At 72.0% G+C, this 26,012-nt stretch carries 20 protein-coding genes and 1 pseudogene; 12 read left to right on the top strand and 9 right to left on the bottom strand.

Going from position 1 to position 26,012, the window contains the following annotated elements:
- Positions 1-66: 66 nt before the first annotated feature.
- A pseudogene (gene manB / locus QWJ13_RS09520) lies at positions 67-1,140 on the bottom strand (mannose-1-phosphate guanylyltransferase); the annotation flags it as partial.
- 342 nt (positions 1,141-1,482) lie between these two features.
- Positions 1,483-3,705 carry a (Fe-S)-binding protein gene (locus tag QWJ13_RS09515; RefSeq protein WP_316522443.1) on the bottom strand — a complete coding sequence of 741 codons (2,223 nt, stop codon included), beginning with the start codon at positions 3,703-3,705 and terminating at the stop codon, positions 1,483-1,485.
- A gap of 322 nt (positions 3,706-4,027) precedes the next feature.
- Between QWJ13_RS09515 and dnaK the strand changes: the two genes are divergently transcribed.
- The 5 genes from dnaK to QWJ13_RS09490 all read left to right on the top strand — a co-directional run bounded on the left by dnaK (position 4,028) and on the right by QWJ13_RS09490 (position 9,574).
- A complete protein-coding gene (gene dnaK, locus QWJ13_RS09510) occupies positions 4,028-5,869 on the top strand; it encodes a molecular chaperone DnaK (RefSeq protein WP_316522441.1) in 1,842 nt (613 codons plus the stop codon).
- Positions 5,866-6,483: a nucleotide exchange factor GrpE gene (gene grpE / locus QWJ13_RS09505; RefSeq protein WP_316522438.1), complete on the top strand. Its 618-nt coding sequence runs from the start codon at positions 5,866-5,868 to the stop codon at positions 6,481-6,483. Before dnaK ends, grpE begins: the two co-directional genes overlap by 4 nt.
- A gap of 223 nt (positions 6,484-6,706) precedes the next feature.
- Positions 6,707-7,870, top strand: coding sequence for a molecular chaperone DnaJ (gene dnaJ / locus QWJ13_RS09500; protein WP_316522436.1), 1,164 nt, complete (start codon positions 6,707-6,709; stop codon positions 7,868-7,870).
- A 7-nt stretch (positions 7,871-7,877) separates the two neighbouring features.
- Complete coding sequence (locus QWJ13_RS09495) at positions 7,878-8,408, top strand: heat shock protein transcriptional repressor HspR (RefSeq protein ID WP_316522434.1); 531 nt, start codon at positions 7,878-7,880, stop codon at positions 8,406-8,408.
- 176 nt (positions 8,409-8,584) lie between these two features.
- Positions 8,585-9,574 carry a helix-turn-helix domain-containing protein gene (locus QWJ13_RS09490; RefSeq protein ID WP_316522432.1) on the top strand — a complete coding sequence of 330 codons (990 nt, stop codon included), beginning with the start codon at positions 8,585-8,587 and terminating at the stop codon, positions 9,572-9,574.
- Between the two features lie 78 nt (positions 9,575-9,652).
- Here the strand turns inward: QWJ13_RS09490 and QWJ13_RS09485 are convergent, their stop codons facing one another.
- Complete coding sequence (locus QWJ13_RS09485; protein WP_316522429.1) at positions 9,653-9,811, bottom strand: hypothetical protein; 159 nt, start codon at positions 9,809-9,811, stop codon at positions 9,653-9,655.
- 333 nt (positions 9,812-10,144) lie between these two features.
- Between QWJ13_RS09485 and QWJ13_RS09480 the strand changes: the two genes are divergently transcribed.
- The gene (locus QWJ13_RS09480) at positions 10,145-10,747 is read left to right on the top strand and encodes a hypothetical protein (protein ID WP_316522426.1); all 603 of its coding nucleotides are present in this window, start codon (positions 10,145-10,147) and stop codon (positions 10,745-10,747) included.
- 7 nt (positions 10,748-10,754) lie between these two features.
- On the opposite strand, the gene QWJ13_RS09475 is transcribed toward QWJ13_RS09480, so the two are convergent.
- The 5 genes from QWJ13_RS09475 to QWJ13_RS09455 form a co-directional block, all read right to left on the bottom strand.
- Complete coding sequence (locus tag QWJ13_RS09475) at positions 10,755-11,726, bottom strand: LuxR C-terminal-related transcriptional regulator (protein WP_316522423.1); 972 nt, start codon at positions 11,724-11,726, stop codon at positions 10,755-10,757.
- Positions 11,719-12,684, bottom strand: coding sequence for a LuxR family transcriptional regulator (locus QWJ13_RS09470; RefSeq protein ID WP_316522421.1), 966 nt, complete (start codon positions 12,682-12,684; stop codon positions 11,719-11,721). Before QWJ13_RS09470 ends, QWJ13_RS09475 begins: the two co-directional genes overlap by 8 nt.
- Positions 12,681-13,667, bottom strand: coding sequence for a helix-turn-helix domain-containing protein (locus tag QWJ13_RS09465; protein WP_316522419.1), 987 nt, complete (start codon positions 13,665-13,667; stop codon positions 12,681-12,683). The genes QWJ13_RS09470 and QWJ13_RS09465 overlap by 4 nt, the downstream gene beginning before the upstream one ends.
- Positions 13,657-14,649 (bottom strand): LuxR family transcriptional regulator, encoded by a 993-nt coding sequence (locus tag QWJ13_RS09460; RefSeq protein WP_316522416.1) that lies wholly within the window; start codon positions 14,647-14,649, stop codon positions 13,657-13,659. Before QWJ13_RS09460 ends, QWJ13_RS09465 begins: the two co-directional genes overlap by 11 nt.
- 677 nt (positions 14,650-15,326) lie before the next feature.
- A complete protein-coding gene (locus QWJ13_RS09455) occupies positions 15,327-16,445 on the bottom strand; it encodes a TDT family transporter (protein WP_316522413.1) in 1,119 nt (372 codons plus the stop codon).
- Positions 16,446-16,516: 71 nt separating this feature from the next.
- On the opposite strand from QWJ13_RS09455, the gene QWJ13_RS09450 reads away from it, so the two are divergent.
- Positions 16,517-17,479, top strand: a complete 963-nt coding sequence (locus tag QWJ13_RS09450) for a LysR family transcriptional regulator (protein ID WP_316522412.1) — start codon at positions 16,517-16,519, stop codon at positions 17,477-17,479.
- Positions 17,480-17,628: 149 nt separating this feature from the next.
- The gene (gene clpB / locus QWJ13_RS09445; protein ID WP_316522408.1) at positions 17,629-20,235 is read left to right on the top strand and encodes an ATP-dependent chaperone ClpB; all 2,607 of its coding nucleotides are present in this window, start codon (positions 17,629-17,631) and stop codon (positions 20,233-20,235) included.
- Positions 20,236-20,330: 95 nt separating this feature from the next.
- On the opposite strand, the gene QWJ13_RS09440 is transcribed toward clpB, so the two are convergent.
- Positions 20,331-20,618: a helix-turn-helix domain-containing protein gene (locus tag QWJ13_RS09440; RefSeq protein ID WP_316522404.1), complete on the bottom strand. Its 288-nt coding sequence runs from the start codon at positions 20,616-20,618 to the stop codon at positions 20,331-20,333.
- Positions 20,619-20,995: 377 nt separating this feature from the next.
- Between QWJ13_RS09440 and QWJ13_RS09435 the strand changes: the two genes are divergently transcribed.
- The 4 genes from QWJ13_RS09435 to QWJ13_RS09420 all read left to right on the top strand — a co-directional run bounded on the left by QWJ13_RS09435 (position 20,996) and on the right by QWJ13_RS09420 (position 25,831).
- Positions 20,996-21,550, top strand: a complete 555-nt coding sequence (locus tag QWJ13_RS09435) for a type III secretion system chaperone family protein (RefSeq protein ID WP_316522403.1) — start codon at positions 20,996-20,998, stop codon at positions 21,548-21,550.
- A 133-nt stretch (positions 21,551-21,683) separates the two neighbouring features.
- Entirely contained in the window at positions 21,684-22,844 is a 1,161-nt protein-coding gene (locus tag QWJ13_RS09430; protein ID WP_316522400.1) for a pyridoxal phosphate-dependent aminotransferase, read from the top strand.
- Positions 22,845-23,496: 652 nt separating this feature from the next.
- On the top strand, positions 23,497-24,027 hold the full coding sequence (locus QWJ13_RS09425) for a DUF2617 family protein (protein ID WP_316522397.1): 531 nt from the start codon (positions 23,497-23,499) through the stop codon (positions 24,025-24,027).
- Between the two features lie 154 nt (positions 24,028-24,181).
- Positions 24,182-25,831 carry a polyamine aminopropyltransferase gene (locus QWJ13_RS09420; RefSeq protein ID WP_432277471.1) on the top strand — a complete coding sequence of 550 codons (1,650 nt, stop codon included), beginning with the start codon at positions 24,182-24,184 and terminating at the stop codon, positions 25,829-25,831.
- Positions 25,832-26,012 lie beyond the last annotated feature (181 nt).

The raw sequence follows: 26,012 nt of genomic DNA, 5'->3' as shown, positions 1-26,012 counted from the left end.
GGCGCTGACCGACGGGCCGTGCACCGCCGCGGCCGCGCTGGTGCCGGCCGGGCAGCCGCCCGGGCCGGCCGAGGTGCGGACGGCGCCGACCGGTAGCAGGGTGCCGCAGGCGATCCGGATGCCGTTCGGCAGCTCGTTGTCCGACTCCACGATCGCGCCGTCGCCGATCACCGCGCCGTCCAGCGCCGAGCGGGCGCCGACGGTGGCGAAGGCGCCGACGATCGAGTCCTTGACCAGGGTGTCCGGGCCGATCACCGCGCCGGGCAGGATCACGCTGCCCTCGACGATCGCGCCGGCTTCGACCACCGCGTCCTCGGCGACCACGGTGCCGCCGCTGAGCACCGCGCCCGGGTGGACGGTGGCGCCGGGCAGCAGCAGGGCGTCGCCGGTCGGGCCGGGGACGGCCGGGGAGTCGACCTTGCCGAGCACCAGGTCGGCCGAGCCGCGGACGAAGGCCGCCGGGGTGCCCAGGTCCAGCCAGTACGAGGTGTCGACGACGCCGCGCAGCAGCGCGCCGGTGGCCAGCAGCTCGGGGAAGGTCTCGCGCTCGACGGACACCTCGCGGCCGGTCGGGATGCGGTCGATCACGGATCGGGTGAAGACGTAGCAGCCGGCGTTGATCTGGTCGGTGACGATCTGCTCCGGGGTCTCCGGCTTCTCCAGGAACTCCAGCACCCGCCCGTCCGCGTCGGTCGGGACGAGGCCGAAGGCCCGCGGGTCCTCGACGCGGGTCAGGTGCAGAGTGACGTCGGCCCCGGCGGCCACGTGGCCGTCGCGCAGGGCGGCGATGTCGACGCCGGAGAGGATGTCGCCGTTGAAGACCAGGACCGGTTCGTCCGGGCCGCAGGTCAGACCGGAGGCGGCGTTGCGGATGGCCCCGCCGGTGCCCAGCGGCTCGCGCTCGGTCAGGTAGACCAGCTCGATGCCGTACGGGGTGCCGTCCTGGAAGTGGTCCTCGAACACCTCGGCCAGGTAGGAGGTGGCCAGCACGACCCGGGTGACGCCGGCCGCGGCCGCGCGGGCCAACTGGTGCGCGATGAACGGGACGCCCGCCACCGGCAGCATCGGCTTGGGGGTGTGGGTGGTCAGCGGACGCAGTCGCGTGCCCTTACCACCGACCAGCATGATCGCCTCGGTCATGGTCTGCGCTGTTCCCCTTGTGGTCTCTGCGGCCCGGCCCGGCGGGCCGATACCTCCGTCGTCGGTCTGGACCCGGCCGTCCGGCCGGCGCGGGTCGCCACCCGTCCCGGGCTCGTGTCCGGAGCGGGTCGACCGGCACGGAGCCGGTCCTGGCCTACTGTATTTGCTTCCGACCGAATGCCCGTCCGGCCCCTGTGCGATTGCCGTCGCCGGCCCTCCGCCCGCCGTGCCGACGCCGGCCGTGCGGCCGTTCAAAGGCCCGGCCCGGTGGGCGCGTTGACGGCGTCCACCGGGCCGGGCCTTTGTAGCAGAACTGTCGAACAGCGGCCGCCGCGGGTGCGGTTACGCGTCCACCGTCGCGGGCTCCTCGGCCTCGGCCGGCGGGGTCGCCTTCACCGAGTCGAGCAGCAGCTGGGCCACGTCGACCACCTTCAGGTGCTCCTTGGCCGCGCCCTCGTTCTTCTTGCCGTTGACCGAGTCGGAGAGCATCACCAGGCAGAACGGGCAGGCGGTGGAGACGATGTCCGGGTTGAGCGACAGCGCCTCGTCCACGCGCTCGGTGTTGATCCGCTTGCCGATGCGCTCCTCCATCCACATCCGGGCACCGCCGGCGCCGCAGCAGAAGCCGCGCTCCTTGTGCCGGTGCATCTCCTGCTGGCGCAGACCGGGGACCTTGTCCATGATCTCGCGCGGCGGGCTGTAGACCTTGTTGTGGCGGCCCAGGTAGCAGGGGTCGTGGTAGGTGATCAGGCCCTCGACCGGGTTGACCGGGACGAGCTTGCCCTCGTCGATGAGGTGCTGGAGCAGCTGGGTGTGGTGGATGACCTCGAAGTGGCCGCCCAGCTGCGGGTACTCGTTGGCGATGGTGTTGAAGCAGTGCGGGCAGGTGGCCACGATCCGCTTGACCGGGGCGTCCTCCAGCGCGGCGTTCAGCGTCTCCACGTTCTGCGCGCCGAGCATCTGGAACAGGAACTCGTTGCCCAGGCGGCGCGGGGAGTCACCGGTGCAGGTCTCCTCCTTGCCGAGGATCGCGAACTTCACGCCCGCGGTGTGCAGCAGTTCGGCGAAGGCCTTGGTGGTCTTCTTGGCGCGGTCCTCCAGGGCGCCGGCGCAGCCGACCCAGTAGAGGTACTCGACCTCGGCGGGGTCGATGTCCTCGCCGATCACCGGCACCTGGATGCCGGTCTCCTTCTTCAGCTCCTTGACCCAGTCCAGGCGCGCCTTGGTGGCCAGGCCCCACGGGTTGCCCTTGTTCTCCAGGTTCTTGAGCATCGTCCCGGCCTCGGTCGGGAAGTTGCTCTCGATCATCACCTGGTAGCGGCGCATGTCGACGATGTGGTCGACGTGCTCGATGTCCACCGGGCACTGCTCGACGCAGGCGCCGCAGGTGGTGCAGGACCACAGCACGTCCGGGTCGATGACGCCGTTCTCCTCGGCGGTGCCGATCAGCGGGCGCTCGGCCTCGGCCAGCGCGGCCGCCGGGACGTCCTTGAGCTGCTCGGAGGTGGCCTGCTCGACGCCCTCCATGTCCTTGCCGCCGCCGGCCAGCAGGTACGGGGCCTTGCCGTAGGCGTGCTCGCGCAGGCTCATGATCAGCAGCTTCGGCGAGAGCGGCTTGCCGGTGTTCCAGGCGGGGCACTGCGACTGGCAGCGGCCGCACTCGGTGCAGGTGGAGAAGTCGAGGATGCCCTTCCAGGAGAAGTGCTCGACCTGGGAGACGCCGAAGACGGCGTCCTCGGCCGGGTCCTCGAAGTCGATCGGCTGACCGTTGCTGGTCATCGGGCGGAGGGCGCCGAGCGCGGTGCCGCCGTCCTCCTCGCGCTTGAAGTAGATGTTGAAGAAGCCGAGGAAGCGGTGCCAGGCCACGCCCATCGAGGGGTTGAGGCCGATGGTGGTCGCCCACGCGAACGAGATGCAGATCTTCAGCATCGCGAACAGGTAGATCAGGTTCTCCAGCGTGCCGTGCGACAGGCCGCTCAGCGCGGAGACCAGCGGGTACGAGACCAGGTGCTCCGGCCCGTACGAGTCGACGCCGTTGAGGGCGCCCTCCAGGGCGCGCAGCATCAGGATGCACAGGCCGATGCCGAGGATCGTGTACTCGACGTAGAAGGCCTGCCAGGCGATCGAGCCGGCGAACCGGGACTTGCGGCCCGACTTGGACGGCAGGCTCATCAGCCGGATCACGATCAGGACCGCGATGCCCAGCGTGGTGAGGGTGCCGATCAGCTCGACGAAGAGCTGCCAGATCATCCAGTGCCCGATGATCGGCAGCGCGAAGTCGGCGTCGAAGAGCTGGCCGAAGGCGTTGACGATGGTCAGGACCAGGCTGAAGAAGCCGACCGCGACGAACCAGTGGGCGATGCCGACGACCCCCCAGCGGTTCATCCTGGTGTGGCCGACGAACTCGGTCGCGAGGGTCTTCGCCCGCTGGGCGGGCTGTCCGAAGCGCGTGCCGTCGTCCGCACCGGTGCGGACCACCTTGTAGATGTACAGCGCCGCACGGGCGGCGAGCGCGGTGCCGATCACGAATGTGACCAGCGAGATGACGATCGCTGCTAGCTGCATCGGCTCTCCGTCTCCTGCGGCTTTGCGGTTGAGCAGGCTCTGCGGTTCTTGAAATCTTTGGAACTGAGTGTACTGGTCGGTAACTTGCCGGGCCGACGGCCCGGACATTACCGGTGGCTAACGGTTCTCCAGAAGATTCCCAAGCTATGGCGGCAGTCACGTGAGCGCACCCCCGCCACGGCGGGGCGGGCGGGGCGGAGGCCGCGACCCAAGCCTCGGCTCAGCAAAGTTGAGCGATGCGCACTCATACCTGTTGACGCCGGGCGTCGAGTCATGCATCCTTGAGCCCGTAAAGCTCAACTCTTCCGTGGAGGTATTTACGATGGCACGCGCGGTCGGCATCGACCTCGGTACGACGAACTCGGTCGTCAGCGTTCTGGAGGGTGGCGAGCCCACCGTCATCACCAACGCCGAGGGTGCGCGGACCACGCCGTCCGTCGTCGCCTTCGCGAAGAACGGTGAGGTCCTGGTCGGCGAGGTGGCCAAGCGCCAGGCGGTCACCAACGTCGACCGCACCATCCGCTCGGTCAAGCGCCACATGGGCACCGGGTGGAAGATCAACATCGATGGCAAGGACTTCAACCCCCAGCAGATCTCGGCCTTCGTGCTCCAGAAGCTGAAGCGCGACGCCGAGGCGTACCTGGGCGAGACCGTCACCGACGCCGTCATCACCGTCCCGGCGTACTTCAACGACTCCGAGCGCCAGGCCACCAAGGAGGCCGGTGAGATCGCGGGCCTCAACGTCCTGCGCATCGTCAACGAGCCGACCGCGGCCGCCCTCGCGTACGGCCTCGACAAGGACGACCAGACCATCCTGGTCTTCGACCTCGGCGGCGGCACCTTCGACGTCTCCCTGCTGGAGATCGGCGACGGGGTCGTCGAGGTGAAGGCCACCAACGGTGACAACCACCTCGGTGGCGACGACTGGGACCAGCGCGTCGTCGACCACCTGGTCAAGGTCTTCCAGGCCGGCCACGGCGTCGACCTGTCCAAGGACAAGATGGCCCTCCAGCGTCTGCGCGAGGCCGCCGAGAAGGCCAAGATCGAGCTGTCCTCGTCCTCCGAGACCTCGATCAACCTGCCGTACATCACGGCCTCGGCCGAGGGCCCGCTGCACCTGGACGAGAAGCTCACCCGCGCCCAGTTCCAGCAGCTGACCGCGGACCTGCTGGAGCGCTGCAAGGTCCCGTTCCACAACGTGATCAAGGACGCCGGCATCTCGCTCTCCGAGATCGACCACGTCGTCCTCGTCGGCGGCTCGACCCGTATGCCGGCCGTCGCCGAGCTCGTCAAGGAGCTGACCGGCGGCCAGGACGCCAACAAGGGCGTCAACCCGGACGAGGTCGTCGCCATCGGCGCCGCGCTCCAGGCCGGTGTCCTCAAGGGCGAGGTCAAGGACGTCCTGCTGCTCGACGTCACCCCGCTGTCCCTCGGCATCGAGACCAAGGGCGGCATCATGACCAAGCTGATCGAGCGCAACACCACGATCCCGACCAAGCGCTCCGAGATCTTCACCACGGCCGAGGACAACCAGCCGTCCGTGCAGATCCAGGTCTACCAGGGCGAGCGCGAGATCGCCGCGTACAACAAGAAGCTCGGCATGTTCGAGCTGACCGGCCTGCCGCCGGCGCCGCGCGGCCTGCCGCAGATCGAGGTCACCTTCGACATCGACGCCAACGGCATCATGCACGTCGGTGCCAAGGACCTCGGCACCGGCAAGGAGCAGAAGATGACCGTCACCGGCGGCTCCTCGCTGCCGAAGGACGAGGTCGACCGCATGCGCCGCGAGGCCGAGCAGTACGCCGAGGACGACCACAAGCGCCGCGAGGCCGTGGAGACCCGCAACTCCGCCGAGCAGCTCGTCTACTCGACCGAGAAGTTCATCGCCGACAACGCCGACAAGCTGCCGGGCGACGTCAAGACCGAGGTCGAGACCGCCATCGGCGAGCTCAAGGAGGCCCTGAAGGGCGAGGACATCGCGAAGATCCGCGAGGCCTCGGAGAAGGTCTCCACCACCGCGCAGAAGCTCGGCCAGGCGCTGTACGCCAACGCCGACGCCCCCGCCGGTGCCGCCGCTGCCGGTGACTCCGCCCAGGCCAAGGACGACGACGTCGTCGACGCCGAGATCGTGGACGACGAGAAGCCCAAGGGCGGTGCGGCATGACGGACAAGCCGCAGGGCGGCAAGCCCGGCGACGACTCCGCCGCCGAAGAGGCCGTGATCAAGGCTGCCGAGGAGGCCGCCGCGGCCGGCTCCGAGGGCTCCGGTTCGGAGGACCTCGCCGCCGCCAAGCGGGAGCTCGCCGAGCGCACCGGTGACCTCCAGCGCCTCCAGGCCGAGTACCAGAACTACCGCAAGCGGGTCGAGCGCGACCGGCTGACCGTCCGCGAGATCGCCGTCTCCAACATCCTGGAGTCGCTGATCCCGGTCCTGGACGACATCGGCCGCGCCCGCGAGCACGGCGAGGTGACGGGCGGCTTCAAGTCCGTCGCCGAGTCGCTGGAGACGGTCGTCGCCAAGCTGGGCCTCCAGCAGTTCGGCAAGGAGGGCGAGCCCTTCGACCCGACCATCCACGAGGCGCTGATGCACAGCTACTCCTCGGACGTCACCGAGGACACCTGCGTGCAGATCCTCCAGCCCGGCTACCGCATCGGCGAGCGGATCATCCGCCCGGCGATGGTGGCCGTCGCCGAACCCCAGCCCGGCAGCCAGGCGTCCTCGGACGCCGAGGCGAAGTCCGCCGACGCGGACAAGTCCGACGGTGGCTCGGACAGCTGACACCCTGTGACAGCTGACAACCAGTGCGCTGCGGAGTCGTACGCCGGCAAGTACGGCGGCCGGCTCCGCAGCGCACTGTCAACGGTCGTTCGCCGGGCGCCTGTTGACAGCTCTGTGACGATGGAATTCGGGAGGTGGCGGAAGCCGTGAGCGAGCGCAGCGAGCGAACCATGGAGGGGCGCGTGTACCGCTCAGCGGCTACCGAGCGCAGCGAGGTGGACGCATGAGTGGCAAGGACTTTGTCGAGAAGGACTACTACAAGGTCCTCGGCGTACCCAAGGACGCCACCGCCACCGAGATCAAGAAGACCTACCGCAAGCTCGCGCGCGAGTTCCACCCCGACGCCAACAAGGGTGACTCCAAGGCCGAGGAGCGGTTCAAGGACATCTCCGAGGCGTACGACGTCCTCTCCGACGAGAAGCGCCGCAAGGAGTACGACGAGGCCCGCACCCTCTTCGCCAACGGCGGCTTCCGGGGCGCCGGCGGCCCCGGTGGCGCCGGCAGCTACAGCTTCGACTTCGGCGACCTCTTCAGCGGCAGCCAGGGCGGCGGCGCTGCCGGCGGCGGACTCGGCGACGTCTTCGGCGGCCTCTTCAACCGCGGTGGCACCCGGCAGGCCCAGCCCCGGCGCGGCGCCGACGTCGAGACCGAGGTGACGCTCTCCTTCGACGAGGCGGTCGACGGCGCGACCGTCCCGCTGCGGATGACCAGCCAGGCCCCCTGCCGCAGCTGCAACGGCACCGGCGCCAAGGCCGGCACCACCCCGCGGGTCTGTCCGACCTGCGTCGGCGCGGGCACGGTCAGCCGCGGCCAGGGCGCCTTCGCGCTCTCCGAGCCGTGCAAGGACTGCCGCGGCCGGGGCATGATCGTCGACGACCCGTGCACCGACTGCCACGGCAGCGGCCGGGCCAGCTCGGCCCGCACCATGCAGGTCCGCATCCCGGCCGGCGTCCAGGCCGACCAGCGGATCCGGCTCAAGGGCAAGGGCGCCCAGGGCGAGCGGGGCGGGCAGCCCGGCGACCTCTACGTCACCGTGCACGTCGACCCGCACCCGGTCTTCGGGCGCAAGGGCGACAACCTCACCGTCACCGTCCCGGTCTCCTTCCCCGAGGCGGCGCTCGGCGCCACCATCGAGGTGCCCACGCTCAACGGCCCGGCCGTGAAGCTCAAGCTGCCGCCGGGCAGCGCCAACGGCCTCACCATGCGCGCCCGCGGCAAGGGCGCCACCCGCAAGGACGGCACCCGCGGCGACCTCCTCGTCACCGTCGAGGTCGTGGTGCCCCAGCACGTCACCGGTGACGCGCTGAACGCCCTGGAGCAGTACCGCGAGGCCACCGCCTCCGACGATCCGCGAGCCGCCCTGTTCCGGGCGGCGAAGGGAGCGTGACGACCAGATGTCCCCGATGAATCCGATCGACCCCGACACCCCGATCGGCGCCGGAGTCGGCGAGGGCCTGCCCGGCGCCGCCCCCCGCCGCACCCGCCGGGCCGCCGCGGCGGCGCCGCCGTACGTCCTCACCGAGGACACCCCGGTGTACGTCATCTCCGTGGCCGCCGAACTGTCCGGGCTGCACCCGCAGACCCTGCGCCAGTACGACCGCCTCGGCCTGGTCTGCCCCGACCGCACCGCCGGCCGCGGCCGCCGCTACTCCGCGCGCGACATCCAGCAGCTGCGCGAGGTCCAGCGGCTCTCCCAGGACGAGGGCATCAACCTGGCGGGCATCAAGCGGATCATCGAGCTGGAGAACCAGGTCACCGCCCTCCAGTCGCGCGTCGCGGAACTGATCGACTCCCTGGAAGGCGCCGCCAGCGCCCTCCAGCAGCGCGAGGCCGCCGTCCACGCCTCCTACCGCCGCGACCTCGTCCCGTACCAGCCCCCCACCTCCCACTCCAGCGCCCTCGTCGTCTGGCGCCCCAAGCGCTGACCGAGCCGCCCACCAGCCGCCGGCCCCTCCTCTCGGGGGGTGCCGGCGGCTGGCGTGTGGTGAGAGAGTGCGGTCGCGATCCCTCTCGGGGGGCTCAACGGATCTGGCATGCTAAAAATCGTTCAGCATCGGCGCTGATAGGACGCAGCTAGCACTACAACGGCAAGGAGTCACGAATGAGTGGACGAGAGCAGCCCCTTGCCGCCGGCTCGACCATCCTCTCGACAGAAGCGCGAGAGCTGTATCTCGCGGTCATCCGGGGAGATGGCAGTCTGCCGTTGGGCTCTGAAACCGACTTCTGCGATTCCGCGCGGGACGAGCTGGTGAGGATCGGACTTCTCGTCCCCGACACCGATGATCCGGATGTTTTCGTGGCCACCGATCCCACGCAGCTCTCGACAAGTCTCAGCACTTCCTGGCAGCGCCAGGCGCTGGAACTCCTGTCGCGCGCCGTATCCTTCCCCTCCGAACTCCAGGAGCTCGCCCGGGAATTCCATACCCCGAATAGCTCCGGAGGGTCGATAGAACACGTCCGCGGGAAGGCGCTGATCAGGCAGCGGCTGGAGCAGTTCAGAGATTCCGGATTCGGGGAGGCACTGGCACTCCAACCCGGCGGCCCCCGTCAGCCGGACCTCCTCGCCAGAATGATCGCCTACGATCTGAAGACGCTCCGCAGCGGCACGAAGATGCGGACGATCTACCACGCCAGCACCCGCTACCACCAGCCGACCAGGGATTACGTGGCCACGCTGGCGCAGGCCGGCGGTCAGTACCGAACCCTCGACGAGCCCTACACACGACTCATCGTGATGGACCGGCGGGTGGCCGTGATCCCGATCGACGACGACCTGAGCCTCGCGGCCTTCATCTACGACCCCGCCATCGTCGACTATCTCGCCAAGGAGGTGTTCGAGCAGTACTGGAGCCGCGCGCTGGAATTCGAGGGCGACCGTACGGTGCCCCAACAGGTGGTGTCCCGCCTCCGCCAGACGATCATCGACCAGATGCTCGAAGGCACCAACCACCGGGTGATCGCGCGGCGCCTGGGAATCAGTGAGCGGACGCTGGCAAGACACATAGCCGAAATGCGAGACGACTACAAGGTCGACTCGCTATTTCAGCTCGGATACGCACTCGGCCGAAAGGCCCAGGATTCCGTCGGCTGATTCGCCCGCCCACTTCACGCAAGGCCGCCGAATTTCCGGGGATTCCTGACGTGCGATCAGGAGTTCACCTGGCGGCCTTTACTGCCAGGAGATGTCGTCGGCAAGGCTCACGACGGCACTGACAGTGGTCGCGTCGTGCGAGTCGGCAGCATTCGCGAGCGAGCCGGCACCGGTCACCGCAGCGACGACGGCCAGCGAAAGCACTATCTTGCGGACAAATCGGCGCATATCGGCCACGCCCTCACTCTCTTGAGAAACCGTCAACTAGAAGCATCGAGCAGGATAACGGTTCACATACTGCTACGCGAGGGGGCTGCGCTCATCCGCCGCCGATGACGGGCTGTGCGTCATCTCCCTGCCAGTCATCCAGATGACACAGGACAACCCTGGACGCGGCGTTGCCCCGCGATGGACGATCAGTTCGCTCGCAATGGTCCGACAAGGCACCACACCTTGCCAATGTACCGTCAAATTCTAAACCGTTCATCAGCGGCATCAGTCCGCAGAGCAGCCCACATCCAACGCAGCGCCGACGCACACCCCCCCGGTCGGCCTTTCCCCGGAGTCGACATGACCGAGCCCTACCTGCGTCACCACGACAGCCAGGCCCCTGAGGGTCGGCGTGCACGTGTGTTCCTGGCCGCGCCGCTGATGCGGTTGACCGGCCCGGCCGACAGTGTGGTGACGCTCGCCAGCCGGACGCGGCTGACGACGCTCCGCACCACCCTGCTCCGCAGCGGTGCCGCCGTGTACAGCGCGCACCACAGCGACGCCTGGACCATCTCCGGCCGCGCGCCGGAGCCCCGCGTTCCGTCCGACTTCCGCGCCCTCCAGTCCGCGGACCTGGTCTTCGCCTACGTCGGGGCCCCCCTCTCGGCCGGCGTGAGCCTGGAGCTCGGCTGGGCGTCGGCGCTGCGCAAGCCCATCGTCCTGCTGGTCGACGAGGCCATCACCCACAACCCGCTGATCGCCACCATCGAGCAGGTCGCCCCCGTCCTGCCGCTGGTCTTCGACGACACCTGGTCACAGGAGGCCCTCAACCACACGGTGGAGACCGCGCTGGACTGGGCCGGCATGGCGCTCTCCCTGCGCGAGGGCTTCTGGACCGCCCCCGGCGAGCAGTTCAACGTCCCCCGGCAGCAGCACTGGCCGACCGGCGCCGCCACCGGCTGAGCCGCGGCTACCCATCGGACTCCCCCGTCCGGGTTCCCCGCATCCGCCAGCCCAGTTGGAACAGCGTCTCCGCGTCGTACAGCTCACGCAGCCGGGCGATGTGACCGGCGACGGTGCGTTCGCTCAGCCCCATCCGGCTGGCGATCGCCCGCTGCGTGAGGCCCCGGGCGAGGAGGCGGCCGACCTGCGTGTGGGGGGAGTACGGAGTGGAACCGCCCGACAGGGACTCCCAGTCCACGATCTGCGCCTGCTCCCACTGCCGTTCGAAGACCTCGACCAGGTACGTGACCATCGCGGAGTCCTCCACGACGGCGGCGACCGTGTGGTCCGACGCCGCCGGGACCAGCGCGACGGCCCGGTCGAAGATCAACGTCTTGGCGAACGGGCCGTCCAGCAGCCGGATCGGGGCACCGACCCGCGTCGAGTCCCGCGCGTACTCGACCGTTCGCGGGTCGGAACAGGCCAACGGCTCGAAGACGGTGAGCATCGCCCCACCCGCCTCCACGTAGCGGCGGGCCGCGTCGAGCGAGTCGGCCATGTGGGCGTGCGGGCGTGGCCCGCCGGGCTGGGCGCACAGGGCCTCGTGCGGATGGTCCTTGACGAGCTGGTAGATCAGGTGCCTGATCTCGACCATGCCCGCCACCCGCCGCACCCCGCCGGTCGACTTGTGCCGGCGCGGCACCGCGTCATAGGCCTGGGCCAGGTCCTCCAGCAGCTCCGGCACCAGCGTGGCCTTCGCGAGGAGGCGGGCGCTCTCCTCCCGCAGGTCCGCACCGATCCGCTCGCCCACCGCCCGGGGGTTCACCGCGCTGTAGGCGCTGTCCGCGACGCGCAGCACCAACAGCCCGACATCGGCGAGTTGCTTGATCGTCGGCTCGTCCTCGGGGCGGATGTCCCTGACGTGGAGGCGGCCGCCCTCCTTGAGGATCTCCCGGTAGAGATCCCGCGCCGCCGCGTCGGGCAGGTCGTGCTCAGACATGGCGGTCTCCCCTCATCTGCCAGCCGAGTTGGAACAGCGTCTCGGCGTCGTACTGTTCCCGCAGCCTGGCGATGTGCCCGGCCACCGTCCGCTCGCCCAGGCCGAGGCGGGTGGCGATCGCCCGCTGGGTGAGGCCCCGGGCCAGCAGGCGGGAGACCTGCTCGTGGACCGGGCTCTCGGGAGAACCGGCGGCCAGGGCGGCCCAGTTGACGCCCTCGGCGTGCTGCCAGAGCTGCTCGAAGGTGTCCGCCACGAAGGCGACCATCGCCGGGTCGTCGACCACGGCCGCGCTGGCGTAGCCGGGATCGGCGGGAATGACGGCCACCGTGCGCTCGAAGACCAGGAAGCGTTTGAACGGGACGGTGAGGACCCTGGTGGTGCAGCCGAGCGGGGTGACGTCGGCGGCGAAGCGGACGGTCAGCGGGTCCAGCTTGGCCGAGGCCTCGTAGAGGGAGCGCACGGTGCCGCCGCGCTCGTGGACCCGGCGGGCACGGTCGAGGGAGTCGGGGAGCAGTTCGGCCGGACGGGGGCCGCCGGGCTGGGCGGTCATGGTCTCGCCGGGGAACTCCTGGGCCAGGAGCTCGATTTCGTGCCGGATGTCCTCCTTCGCGGTGAGGTAGCGGACCCCCGCGGTGCCGTTCCGGTGCTTCGGGGTCGCGTCGTAGGCGCGGGTCAGTTCGCCCATCAGCTCGGGCAGTTGCTCGGCCTCCACGAGCAGTCGGGCGCTCTGCCGGCGGATCTCGGCGCCGATCCGCTCGGTGGCCGCCCGCGGATCGACCGCGCTGTACGCGGCGTCCTGCAACTGCGGCACCAGCAGCCCGAGTTCCACCAGCCGCCGGAGGGCCGGCCGGTCCGCCGCGGCGACCTCGACCGAGCGCACCCAGCCGCCCTCGCGCAGGATGGCGAGATAGAGCGCGCGGGCGTCGTCGTCAGGCATGGCGAAGCCGAGGTCGGTCATGACTGTTCCTCCCGCATCTGCCAACCCAGGTGGAAGAGGGTTTGGGCGCCGTAGCGCTCGCGCAGTCGGGAGATGTGGCCGGCGACGGTGCGTTCGCTGAGGCCGAGCCGGGTGGCGACGGCCCGCTGGGTGAGGCCGCGGGCGAGCAGCCGGCCGATCCGGACGGTGGTGGGCGGCGGCGGGTCGAGGTGCCGGTCGGCGGGGGTGGCGCGGGCCCAGTCGCGTTCGAACTGGGCGACCAGGTAGGCGACGGTGGTGGGGTCGGTGAGGAAGGTGGCGCGGTTGCGGTCCGCGTCGGCGGGGATGACGGCCACCGTACGGTCGAAGACCAGCACCCGCTCGTACGGTTCGGCGAGGACCCGGATCTGGGCGCCCCGACCGGTGCGCAGGGCGAGCTGGCTCAGCGCGGCGGGGTCGGCCACGGTGGCGGGCTGGTAGACCGTGCGCAGCGAGCAGCCGCGGCGGAGCAGCGAGAGGTCCTGGGCGAGGGCCATCCGGAGGGCTTCGAGCGGCCGCGGCGCGGGCTGGGCGGCCAGGACCTCCTCCCGGCACTCCGAGACGAGTTCGCTGATCCGTCGGCGGGCGTCGGCGGCCTCGTCGACGCTGCCGGGCCCGGGCTCGACGGCGCCGCGACCGACGGCCGGGAAGTCGACGGCCGGGAAGGCGACGGGCGGGGAGTCGGCGGGCGCGTGGCGGGCGGCGTCGTAGGCGTGGGCCAGCGGCGCGAGGGTGCCCGGCAGCCGCTCGGCGTGCAGCAGCAGGCGCAGGGCGCGGGCGCGCAGTTCCCCGCCGAGGCGGTCGCCGCAGGCGCGCGGGTTGGCGGCGGTCCAGCCGGTGGGGGTGGGGCTGAGCAGGCCGCGGGCGACGAGGGCGGCCAGGGCGGGGCGGTCGGCGGGGGTGAGGTCCGCGGGGCACAGCCGGCCGCCGCCCCGGACGGCGGCGAGGTAGAGGGCCCGCTCGGCCTGGCCGGGCTCATCGGTCATCGCGGGAGCCTCGCATCAGCCAGCCGAGTTGGAACAGGGTCTGGGCGCCGTAGCGGTCGCGCAGTCGGGAGATGTGGCCGGCGACGGTGCGTTCGCTGAGGCCGAGCCGGGTGGCGACGGCCCGCTGGGTGAGGCCGCGGGCGAGCAGCCGGCCGACCCGGTCGGGGATGGTGCGGGCGGGCCCCTGGCCGGGCGCGGCGGCTTCGGTGGTGTCGGCGCGCGCCCAGTCGCGTTCGAAGGCGCCGACCAGGTAGGCGATGGTGGCCGGGTCGGTGATGAAGGCGGCGGTGCTGTTGTCGTCGTTGGCGGAGATCACGGCGACGGACCGGTCGAAGACGATCAGCCGCTGGAAGGGCTCGTCGAGCACGCGGATGAGCGAGCCGTGCCGGGTGACCTCCTCGGCGTAGGCGAGGGCGGGCGGGTCGGCGAAGGCGACCGGCTGGTAGATGGTGCGCAGCGAGCAGCCGCGCTGGAGCAGTCGGACGTCCTGGCGCAGGGCGATCTGGAGGGTGTCGGCGGGCCGGTGGCCGGGCTGGGCGGTGAGGACCTCGGAGCGGCAGTCGGAGACCAGCTGGGAGATCCGCTGGCGGATGTGGACGTGTCCCTCGACGTGGACGGCGCCGCCGGCCCGGCCGGCCGGGCGGGGCATCGCGTCGTAGGCGCGGGTGAGGCCGTCCAGGGCGCCCGGGAGGTTCTCCGCGCGGACCAGCAGCCGGGTGGCCTCGCTGCGCAGTTCGGCGCCGAGGCGGTCGCTGACCGAGCGCGGGCTGACCGCGGTGTAGCAGCGGTCCATCGGGTTGGCCATCAACAGGCCGATGTCGATGAGCTGTTGGAGCGCGCCCTGGTCGACGTCCGCGACCTCGCCGACGGGCAGCCGGCCGCCCTCGGCGATGACGGCCAGGTAGAGCCGGCGGGCGGCCTCGTCGGGCTCCTCGCCCGCCGGTCCCCCGGGGTGCGGCGTGACCGCCGGTTCCGCCGTCACGTCGCACTCTCCCTGCCGGACGCCTCTCCCCTGGTGCTGCCCGTGCTCCCCTCCCGCACGGGCCGCGGCGCCGGTGGGCCGGTGGGGCTCACGGTGCCTGGTACCGGTACGGCGTGATCACGGGTCGGCGGTCACGGTACCGGGTGGGACAGCGGGCCCCCGGGCCCGGGTGCCGTCGCACGCCGGGTCGTCCGGGGGCCGCCATCGGTACGCCATGCCAGGGCGCTCCCGTCGAGGCGGAGCAGCAACGCCTCGCCGGGTCCGGTTCGGGGGCCATCACCACACATGGCCCCCGATCCGGTGCTCTTCCCCCCCGTTCCGCCGGTGCGGGATATCGCACCGGCGGCCATCTTGAAGAGCTAGTCGCCACCATCGGGCTGCGGTGCCCGGACGACTTGGCGTGCCTCCACCTTCACAGCGTGACGGCCGGTGAACAAGTGCAGCCCGAGTGCATGTTCGCGCAATTGCAGCTATCTGCAGCACGGCCCGGGTGCGGGGGGCCGGACGGCGGGTCGGATCGCGGTGAACACCGAGGCTGGCAACGGGTTTCGGCGTCACCGGGCACCACTGCCGGTTGGCGGTGCACGGTCATGCCCGCGGTGCACGTTCCTGCATCCGCGCCGTCGCCGACGACCTCGCGGCTCAGGCCCGCCAGTCCCCGACGACAGCCGCGCGGCTCAGGCCTGCCGGGCCAGCAGCCGCCCCCGCGCCAGCCCCGCCGCGGTGCCGCCGGCCGCGAGCACCCAGGCCAGCGCCAGCAGCAGGTACAGCCCGACGGCCAGGGCGCTGAAGCCCCCGAAGCCGGTGTGCCGGGCGAGCGCGGAGGCACCGGTGACGCAGGTGCCGACCGGGAAGGTGAACGCCCACCAGGTCATCGCGAACGTCATCCCGGCCCGCCGGGCGCGCAGGTTGGCGGTCAGCGCGACGGCCAGCCAGAGCATCGCGACGCCGATCACCGCCACCCCGTACAGCTCGGCGAGGTCGGTCATGGCCGGGGCCAGGGCGGGCAGCACCGGGCGGGCGGCGTCGGCGAGTTGGTGGATCGCGGTGACGGACTGGCCGAGCGGGCCGAGCACCAGGAACAGCGAGGGGGTGAGCGCCGGCGCCGGCAGCTTGCTGTGGAACAGGCCGGTGAACACCACCGGCAGCAGCACCAGGGTGGCCAGCAGCCCGACCCCGAACAGCGCCCAGCAGCCGTACAGCATGGCCTGCCGGGGCGTTCCGGCCGGCAGGTGCGGGACGAGCGCCGGGCCGCAGGCGGAGGCGACCAGCGGGGCGACCACCGGCAGCAGCCAGGTCGGATTGGCCTTCAGGACGGAGACCGGGTGCCGGGTGATCATCAGGTACGGGATGCCGCCGGCCACGACCAGCGCGTAGAGGGTGCCGACACTCCACAGCACCAGGTCCAGGGCGACCGCCGGGCCGGTGCCGATCACCCGGGAGCCGACCAGCAGGGTGCCCAGCCCGACCGCCAGCAGCGCCATCGGCGGGCAGCCGTAGAAGACCGCGGTCGCCGGGTCGTCCAGCAGCTGGGCGCGGGCCGCCTCCCGGTGCCGGGTGAGGTGGACCAGCCGGGCCCCGGCCAGCACCAGCAGGGCGGCCAGGCCGAGCGCCCACATCACCTCGCCGAGGACGGTCGACCCGGGCAGCCGCACCGGCAGGGCGGCGGCGCCGTTGGCCAGGATCGCGGTGCCCATCACGGCGGCGTACCAGTTGGGGCCGAGCCGGGCGAGGTCGTACCGCGGACGGCGGACGGCGGGGCGGACGAGGGGGTGGACGTCGGACACGGTGGACATGCCCTCCACCATCGGTCCGCAGGCGGACCACCGGTAGCGCCGAAGATTCGATGGGGGCATAGCCTGAACCTATGGCCCTCTCCTCGCACGTCCCCGAACTAGGCGCCCTGGAACTGCTGCTCGCGGTGGCCCGGCTGGGCAGCGTCGGGCGCGCGGCGGCCGAGCTGGGCGTCAGCCAGCCGACCGCCAGCGCCCGGATCAAGGGCATGGAACGGCAGATCGGCGTCCCGCTGCTGGACCGCTCGCCCCGGGGCAGCACCCCGACCGAGGCGGGCCGGCTGGTGGTCGAGTGGGCCCGGCAGGTGCTGGAGGCGGCGCAGGCCCTGGACGCCGGGATCGACGCGCTGCGCGGGCGGCGGGACGCCAAGCTGCGGCTGGTGGCCAGCCTGACCGTCGCCGAGTACCTGATGCCCGGCTGGCTGCTGGGCCTGTCCGAGGCCAGCCCGGGGACGGCGGTGACGCTGCGGACGGCGAACTCGGCGGACGTCGCCGGGCAGGTGCTGGCCGGCGAGGCCGACCTCGGCTTCGTCGAGGGCCCGTCCACCCCGCCCGGACTGGCCGGCACGGTGGTGGCGGCGGACCGGCTGGTGGTCGTGGTGGCGCCCAGCCACCCGTGGGCCCGCCGCCAGAGCCCGCTGACCGGCGCCGAGCTGGCCGCCACCCCGCTGGTGCTGCGCGAGCCCGGCTCGGGCACCCGGGAGGTGCTGGAGACGGCCCTGCGGCCGTACGGGGGCGCGGCCCGGCCCCGGATGGAGCTGGCCTCGTCCACCGCGCTGAAGGCCGCGGCGATGACCGGGGCCGGGCCGGTCTGCCTGAGCGACCTGGTGGTGGAGGAGGAGCTGGCCACCCGGCGGCTGGTCGAGGTGGAGCTGGTGCCGGAGCTGGACCTGCGGCGGCCGCTGCGCGCGGTGTGGCCGGCCGGGCAGCGGCCGGGCGGGCCTGCCCGGGAGCTGCTGGGGTTGACCAGGCGGTCCGCCAAACGTTCACCGAGGAGCCGGATGTTCACCGAAAATGTGGGCGCGAGGAAAGGTTGAGCGGAATAGACTCAACTTAGTGCATGCTGTACGCAGCAGTACGGCACTACCACCCGGTGCCGTACGGCCCGCAGCAGTGCACAAAGGTCAGTGCAAGACGGCTCAGCGCGAGACGGCTCAGCGCAGGACGAGAGGGAGGCCCCCCAGCAGTGGACGCCAGCAAGTTCACCACCAAGACCCAGGACGCCCTGGCCACCGCGATCCGGCAGGCCGGCGCGTCCGGCAATCCGGACGTCAGGCCGGTGCACATCCTGATCGCCCTGCTGGAGCAGCCCGAGGGCATCGCCCGGCCCCTGCTGGAGGCGGTCGGCGCCGACGCCTCCCGGATCGACGCCGAGGCGCGCCGCCAGGCGGCCGCGCTGCCCAGCGCGTCGGGCTCGACGGTCTCCGCCCCGCAGCTCGCCCGGGACACCATCGCGGTGCTCACCGAGGCCGGCAAGCGCGCCGACGACCTGGACGACCAGTACGTCTCCACCGAGCACATGATGGTCGGCCTGGCCGCCGAGGGCGGGGCGGTGGCCGAGCTGCTGGTGCAGCAGGGCGCCACGCCCAAGGCGCTGCTCGCCGCGTTCAAGGACGTCCGGGGCAGCGGCAAGGTCACCTCGCCGGACCCGGAGGGCACCTACAAGGCCCTGGAGAAGTACGGCACCGACCTCACCCAGGCCGCCCGGGACGGCAAGCTCGACCCGGTGATCGGCCGTGACCAGGAGATCCGCCGGGTGGTCCAGGTGCTCTCCCGCCGCACCAAGAACAACCCGGTGCTGATCGGCGAGCCCGGCGTCGGCAAGACCGCCGTGGTCGAGGGCCTGGCCCAGCGCATCGTGGCCGGCGACGTGCCGGAGTCGCTGCGCGGCAAGCGGCTGGTCGCGCTGGACCTCGGCGCGATGGTCGCGGGCGCCAAGTTCCGCGGCGAGTTCGAGGAGCGGCTGAAGGCCGTCCTGAACGACATCAAGTCCTCCGACGGCCAGGTCGTCACCTTCATCGACGAGCTGCACACCATGGTCGGCGCGGGCGCCGGCGGCGACTCCGCGATGGACGCGGGCAACATGCTCAAGCCGATGCTGGCCCGCGGCGAGCTGCGGATGGTCGGCGCCACCACGCTGGACGAGTACCGCGAGCGGATCGAGAAGGACCCGGCCCTGGAGCGCCGCTTCCAGCAGGTGCTGGTCGGCGAGCCCAGCGTGGAGGACTCGATCGCCATCCTGCGCGGCCTCAAGGGCCGGTACGAGGCGCACCACAAGGTGCAGATCTCGGACGCCGCCCTGGTCGCCGCGGCCACCCTGTCCAACCGCTACATCACCTCCCGCTTCCTGCCCGACAAGGCGATCGACCTGGTCGACGAGGCGGCCTCCCGGCTGCGGATGGAGATCGACTCCTCCCCGGTCGAGCTCGACGAACTCCAGCGCTCCGTCGACCGGTTGCGGATGGAGGAGCTGGCCCTGGAGAAGGAGTCGGACCCGGCCTCGGTGGACCGGCTGGCCCGGCTGCGGCGCGATCTCGCCGACAGGAACGAGCAGTTGAGCGTGCTGACGGCGCGCTGGGAGCAGGAGAAGAAGAGCCTCAACCGGGTCGGCGAGCTCAAGGAGCGACTGGACGACCTGCACGGCGCGCTCGAACGCGCCCAGCGCGACGGGGACTTCGAGCGGGCGTCCAAGCTGATGTACGCCGAGATCCCGGCCGCCGAGAAGGAGCTCACCGACGCCCAGGAGCGCGCCGCCGACCAGGACGCCTCCGCCTCGATGGTCAAGGAGGAGGTCGGCCCGGACGACGTGGCCGACGTGGTCGCCTCCTGGACGGGCATCCCGGCCGGCCGGCTGCTGGAGGGCGAGAGCGCCAAACTCCTGCGCATGGAGGAGGAGTTGGGCCGCCGCCTGATCGGCCAGAAGGAGGCCGTGCAGGCCGTCTCGGACGCGGTACGGCGCACCCGCTCCGGCATCGCCGACCCGGACCGCCCGACCGGCTCCTTCCTCTTCCTCGGCCCGACCGGCGTCGGCAAGACCGAACTCGCCAAGGCCCTGGCCGACTTCCTGTTCGACGACGAGCGGGCGATGGTCCGGATCGACATGAGCGAGTACGGCGAGAAGCACTCGGTCTCCCGCCTGGTCGGCGCCCCGCCCGGGTACGTCGGCTACGAGGAGGGCGGCCAGCTCACCGAGGCGGTCCGCCGCCGCCCGTACAGCGTGGTGCTGCTGGACGAGGTGGAGAAGGCCCATCCGGAGGTCTTCGACGTCCTGCTCCAGGTGCTGGACGACGGGCGGCTCACCGACGGCCAGGGCCGCACGGTGGACTTCCGCAACGCCATCCTGATCCTCACCTCCAACCTGGGCAGCCAGTACCTGGTCGACCCGGTCACCCCGGAGGCGGAGAAGCGGGAGCTGGTGCTGGGCACCGTCCGGTCCGCGTTCAAGCCGGAGTTCCTCAACCGGCTGGACGACATCGTGGTCTTCGAGCCGCTGGGCACCGGCGAGCTGAGCCGGATCGTCGACCTCCAGGTGGCGAGCCTGGGCAAGCGGCTGCAGGACCGGCGGCTCACCCTGGAGGTCTCCGCGGCGGCCCGCGACTGGCTGGCGCTCACCGGCTACGACCCGGCGTACGGCGCCCGCCCGCTGCGCCGGCTGGTGCAGTCCGCGATCGGCGACCAGCTGGCCCGGGCGATCCTGTCCGGCGCGGTGCACGACGGGGACACCGTCCTGGTCGAGCGGGCCGAGGACGGCGACCGCCTCACCGTCCGTGGCCGGGGGCCGCTGGAGAAGTAGCCCCCGGCGCGCGTCCGGCACACGGGCCGCTCCCTCCGCTCCGGCTTCGCCGCGGCGGCGGGGGCGGCCCGTTCCGGGCTCGTCCAGGGGCGTCGCTACTCGGCCGCCGCCGCCTGCCGCAGCAGGCGGCGCGACCGGTCCCGCCAGACCCGCGCCAGCCGGTGCAGCTCGGCCACCTGGACGTCCGGCAGGCCCCAGGTCTGGGTCAGCAGCCGGAGCGTGGAGACCCGCGGACAGGACACCCCCCGCTCCAGGTCGCGTATCGACCGCACGCTCAACCCGGTCGCCTCACCCAGCTGCTCCTGCGTCATCCCCCGGTCCAACCGGATGCTCCGCAGCAGCGCCCCGAGCGATGCGCCCTCCCCCGTCGCCGTTCCGCCCACTTCTGTTCCCTCCTCAACTCAGGAATGCTCAACTCGCCCAATTGGCCAGGGTTTTGACCTACGCGAGTCGCGTCGCACGCTAACCGCAACCGGCCGGTGCGGCAGCCGAACCCGCGCGCCGAACGCGTGACGTGGCTCACGCGCCACCCTCCGTACGGCCCGCGCCCCGACCCGCGCACCCTGGGTGACCACCACCCGCGGGACCGAGGCGAACGGAAGCGTCCATACCGGCGAAAACGCCTGGGAAGAACGCCGGACGAAGATCGACGCGGCCCCCGGGTGCCCCTGTGAGCGGAGCCCCGAATGAGGCAGGATGGAAGGTGGAAAGGGCGGCCTCTCATTGCCGGCCACCACGTGCACTGAGGAAGAGGACCCCCATGAGCATCGACCCGTCGTCCATCCCGTCCTTCGGCCTCCCCCAGGGCGGCCAGCCCGGCGGCCAGGGCGGGCGGCCGGCCGGCCCGCCGCCGATCATCGTCCCGGACCAGAACCTCGTCTCCCAGCTGCTGGACCAGATGCAGCTCAAGCACGTCGTGGACGAGGAGGGCGACCTCACCGCCCCCTGGGAGGGCTTCCGCGTCTACTACATGTTCCGCGGCGACCAGAAGGAGCTCTTCGCGGTCCGCGCCTTCTACGACCGCCCGTACCCGCTGGAGAAGAAGGTCGAGATCCTCGACCTGATCGACGAGTGGAACCGGGAGACCCTCTGGCCGAAGGTCTACACCCACACCCACGAGGACGGCGTGGTCCGCCTGATCGGCGAGGCCCAGATGATCGTCGGCACCGGCGTCAACCTGGACTACTTCGTCACCACCACCGCCAACTGGACCCAGGCCGCGGTCGGCTTCGAGCAGTGGATGGTCGAGCGCCTCGGCCTCCAGGACGAGATCGAGGGCGAGGACGGCGAGGCCGAGGGCACCGACGAGGCCTGATCCCGCCCGGCACCCCCAGGAACGGCCCCCCACCGAGCTCGACACGGTGGCGGGCCGTTCCCGTAGTCCCTCTTGTCCCCCGGCTCCCGACTGTCACAGGATGGCCCTGACGACGAGCCGTGAGGAGCCACTGATGGGTACCAGGCCGCTGCTGAACCGCCGACTGGCCGGGATGGGAACGACGATCTTCGCCGAGATGTCCACCCTGGCCACGGCCACCGGCTCGATCAACCTCGGCCAGGGCTTCCCGGACACCGACGGGCCGCGCGAGATCGCCGAGGCCGCCGCCGACGCCGTGCTGAACGGCCGCGGCAACCAGTACCCGCCCGGCCCCGGCATCCCCGAACTGCGCACCGCCGTCGCCGAGCACCAGCAGCGCTTCCACGGCCTCACCTACGACCCGGACACCGAGGTGCTGGTCACCGCCGGTGCCACCGAGGCCATCGCCGCCACGCTGCTGGCCCTGCTGGAGCCCGGCGACGAGGTGATCGCCCTCGAACCCTTCTACGACTCCTACGCCGCCTGCATCGCCATGGCCGGAGCCACCCGCGTCCCGCTCACCCTGCGGGCCCCGTCGTTCCGCCCCGACCCGGACGAGCTGCGCTCGCTGATCACCCCGCGCACCCGGTTGCTGCTGATCAACACCCCGCACAACCCGACCGGCACCGTCCTCACCGCCGAGGAACTCGCCGCGATCGCCGCGATCGCCGTCCAGCACGACCTGCTCGTCGTCTCCGACGAGGTCTACGAGCACCTCGTCTTCGGCGCCACCCACCACCCCATCGCCGCCCTGCCCGGCATGCGCGAGCGCACCGTCACCATCTCCTCGGCCGGCAAGACCTTCTCCTTCACCGGCTGGAAGGTCGGCTGGGTGACCGCGAGCCCGGCCCTGGTCTCGGCCGTACGCACCGCCAAGCAGTACCTCACCTACGTCAGCTCCGGCCCCTTCCAGTACGCCGTCGCCGAGGCCCTGCGGCTGCCCGACACGTATTTCGACACCCTCCGCGCCGATCTGCTGCGCAAGCGCGACCTCCTGCTCGACGGCCTCACCGCGGCCGGCTTCCGCGCCTTCACCCCCGAGGGCACCTACTTCGTCACCACCGACATCACCCCGCTCGGCGAGAAGGACGGCATCGAGTTCTGCCGCGCCCTCCCCGCCCGCTGCGGCGTGGTCGCCATCCCCAACGCCGTCTTCTACGACAACACCGAGGCCGGCCGCAGCCTGGTCCGCTTCACCTTCTGCAAGCGCGACGAGGTCCTCCAGGAGGCCGTCGCCCGCCTGCGACAGCTCTGACGGGCGACCGCCACGGGGTCGGCGCCTCGCCGACCCCGTGGCCGAACTCCCGGACGTGACACCCCCGTTCACCATAGCCCCGACTGCTTCGCTCGCTGCAAACACGGCGGGGCACTCCGGGAGGACACCGCCCGAAGAGGGCGCGCGCGAGTGGGCGCGCGCCCTGTTTCGCGCCCTTCGAACTGGAATGCCGATTGATCCGACGCCAGTTCTGGCGTGACGCCAACTTCCTTGCCCGGGTTGATTGTTTGCCACGCCCGCGGCATGCGGCCCGACTCTCCGGGTACGCCTTCGCCGGTCGTCACGGTCCGCTCGGGGTGGGCGGCGGTGTGTAATGCACTCGGACGGCGCACTCCCGGCGCACACGGCGCGCGATCCGGTGATAGGGGCGCGGGCTGTGCAGACTCGTACACGGGCTCGATCAGACCCGGGAAGCAGGTGTGCTCGAAACGGTGAATGCTTGACAAAGTTGGGTAAATCACCGGCGGACCCGGCGTATTCGTGCTTCTCTGCTGCTGAATCTCCAGCCGGAATCCTTCCTTCCACGGTCGGCCGCGCCCAAGGCCGCACAGCCACGAACAGCCTCGCCATCGCCTAGGCCTACTCGCTGCTGCTCGGCGGGCGCGCACGGAGCTGAAACGCGGAGCCGAGCATGCTCACCACACTGCAAACCTCCTACACGGACACCCGCGCCGGTGACCTCGCCTGGTGCCTCGGCGGCGACCCCCTGCCCGCACTCGCCGTCCGCGACCTGAGACTCGACGGAGCCGACCGCCCCGGCGCGTCCGGCACCCTCCAGCTGCGCCTGCTGGGCGCCTCCCACCAGGTGGTCATCGACGCGGGCCCCGGCCAGTGCCTGGAGACCGTCGCCTGTCTGCCCGGCCGCCGAACCCCGCTGCCGGCCCGGGTGGCCAAGCAGGTCGGCGGCTGGGAGTACGAGTTCGCCGCCCGGATCGAGGTGCTGCCGCCGCACGACTTCGCGGCCCGCGCCCAGGAACTGCTGGCCCTGGTCGAGGGGCACCCGCGGGGCCTCGCCGGGGTCTTCCCGGGCGACCCGAGCGCGTTCACCGCGCTGGTCGCCCAGGGCGGCGCGGACCGGGTGCTCTGGCGCACCTGGCACGCCTACCCCCAGGAGGGACAGCTGGTGTGCACCCGTTCCTCGCTGGTGCTGACCGGCGCATGACCCTCCGAGGCCCGGACCGGACCCCCGATCCGTCCGCAGACCGCCCGAAGCGGTCGTACGAATCGCACGCAGGAACGGTTCGTCAATCCGACGTTGCTCACTGTCCGCCGAATGGGCGCAGCCATCCGTCCCGCACGTCCCCTAGCGTTTGTTCGTGATCAACCATCCGGCCGGTCCGCCCGCACGCCCGCGAGTGGACCTCGGCGACGGCGCCCCACCCCGGCCCGGGCGAAGCCTCGCCCCCCTCCTGCCCGCCCGCCGTCGATCCCGGCTGCGCTCCAGCCCCCGGCTCGCCCGGCTGGCCGTCCTGCTGGCCGCGTTCGTCTGCGCGGCCTGCGGACTCGTCTACGAACTCGAACTCGTCGCGCTCGGCGACTACCTGCTCGGGGACACCGTCACCCAAACCTCCGTCGTGCTCTCCGTCATGGTGTTCGCGATGGGCCTCGGCTCGCTGCTCGCCAAGCGGCTCACCAGCCGCCCCGCCACCGCCTTCGCGCTGGTCGAGTGCGCGCTCGCGCTCACCGGCGGGCTCTCCGTCCTCGCGCTCTACTCCTGCTGGTCCTGGATCGGCCGCTACCAGGTCGCCATGGTCGGCCTCACCTGCCTGATCGGCATCCTGATCGGCGCCGAAATCCCGCTGCTGATGACGCTCATCCAGCGGATCCGGCGGGAGGACGCCGGACGGGCCGTCGCCGACCTGTTCGCCGCCGACTACGTGGGCGCGCTGATCGGCGGCCTCGCCTTCCCGTTCCTGATCCTGCCCACGCTCGGCCCCGGCGACGGCGCGCTGTTCACCGGCGCCGTCAACGCCGTCGCCGGGGCCGCCGTGGTGCTCTGGCTGTTCCGCGAGGAACCCGCCCCCCGAGTACGACGGCTGCTCTGGGGCGGCTGCCTGCTCGTCCTCGGCCTGCTCGGCGCCGCAGCGGCCGGCTCCGACGCGATCGAACGCGCCGCCCGCCACGCCCTCTACGGCGACGACCAGGTCCGCTACGCCACCCGCAGCCGGCACCAGGAGATCGTGCTCACCGGCCCCGCCGAAGGCCCGCTCCGGCTCTACCTGGACGGCCGGCTCGCGGTCTGCGGACCCGACGAGTACCGGGCCAGCGAAGGCCTGGTCCACCCCGCCATGGCGGGCGGCCCGGACGCCCGGGTCCTGCTGCTCGGCGGCGGCGACGGCCTCGCCCTGCGGGAGGTGCTGCGGCACCGGGGCGTCCGCGCCGTCCGGCTGGTCGACGGCGACCCCGCCCTCCCCCGGCTCGCCCGCACCGACCCCGGGCTCGCCGCCCTCGGCAAGCGCTCCCTGGACGACCCCCGGGTCCGCAGCGTCGCCGCCGACCCGTTGGCCTGGCTGCGCGGCGCGGGCGCCTCCGGCGCGGGCGGGCCGTACGACGTGGTGCTCGCCGACCTCCCGGCACCGGCCGACGGCGGGCCGGTCAAGTTCCACTCCCAGGAGTTCTACGGCCTCGCCGCCCGGCTGCTCTCCCCCGGCGGCCGGATCGCCGTCCGGGCCGGCAGCGACCTGGACGGCCTCTGGCGGATCGAGTCCGGCCTGCGCACGGCGGGCCTGCGCACCGCCCCGTACGCCGTCCCGGGCAGCGCCACCGCCGCCTGCCGCCCCGGCCCGCCGGACGGCACCCAGAACTTCCTCCTCGCCGCCGACACCCAACCCCCGCTCACCCTCGCCCCCGACGCCCCACCACCCCGCGCCCTCACCCCCGACACCCTCCGCGGCTCCACCACCCACCTCACCGCCCTCCGCCCCATCCACCCCCCAGCCGCCCTCACCCTCCTCGGCCCCCGCTGACGCCCGCTGCGCAGGAAGTCGGCCCGGCCGACTTCCTGCGCGGCAACGGCCAGACAATCCGGCAAGCGAGCGCCCCGGGTGGAGGGGCGGATGCGGAGCGAGCCGGCACGGCATCCCGGAGAGACGGACGACGCACCTTCCCCAGGCGGGCTCGGAGGGAGGCGGAGCGGGCCGCGCCCGG

This window comes from Kitasatospora brasiliensis (assembly GCF_032654805.1).
Taxonomy (GTDB): domain Bacteria; phylum Actinomycetota; class Actinomycetes; order Streptomycetales; family Streptomycetaceae; genus Kitasatospora; species Kitasatospora brasiliensis.
The sequence above is the reverse complement of the archived record's forward strand: the minus strand, read 5'-3'. Positions and strand labels throughout refer to the sequence as shown.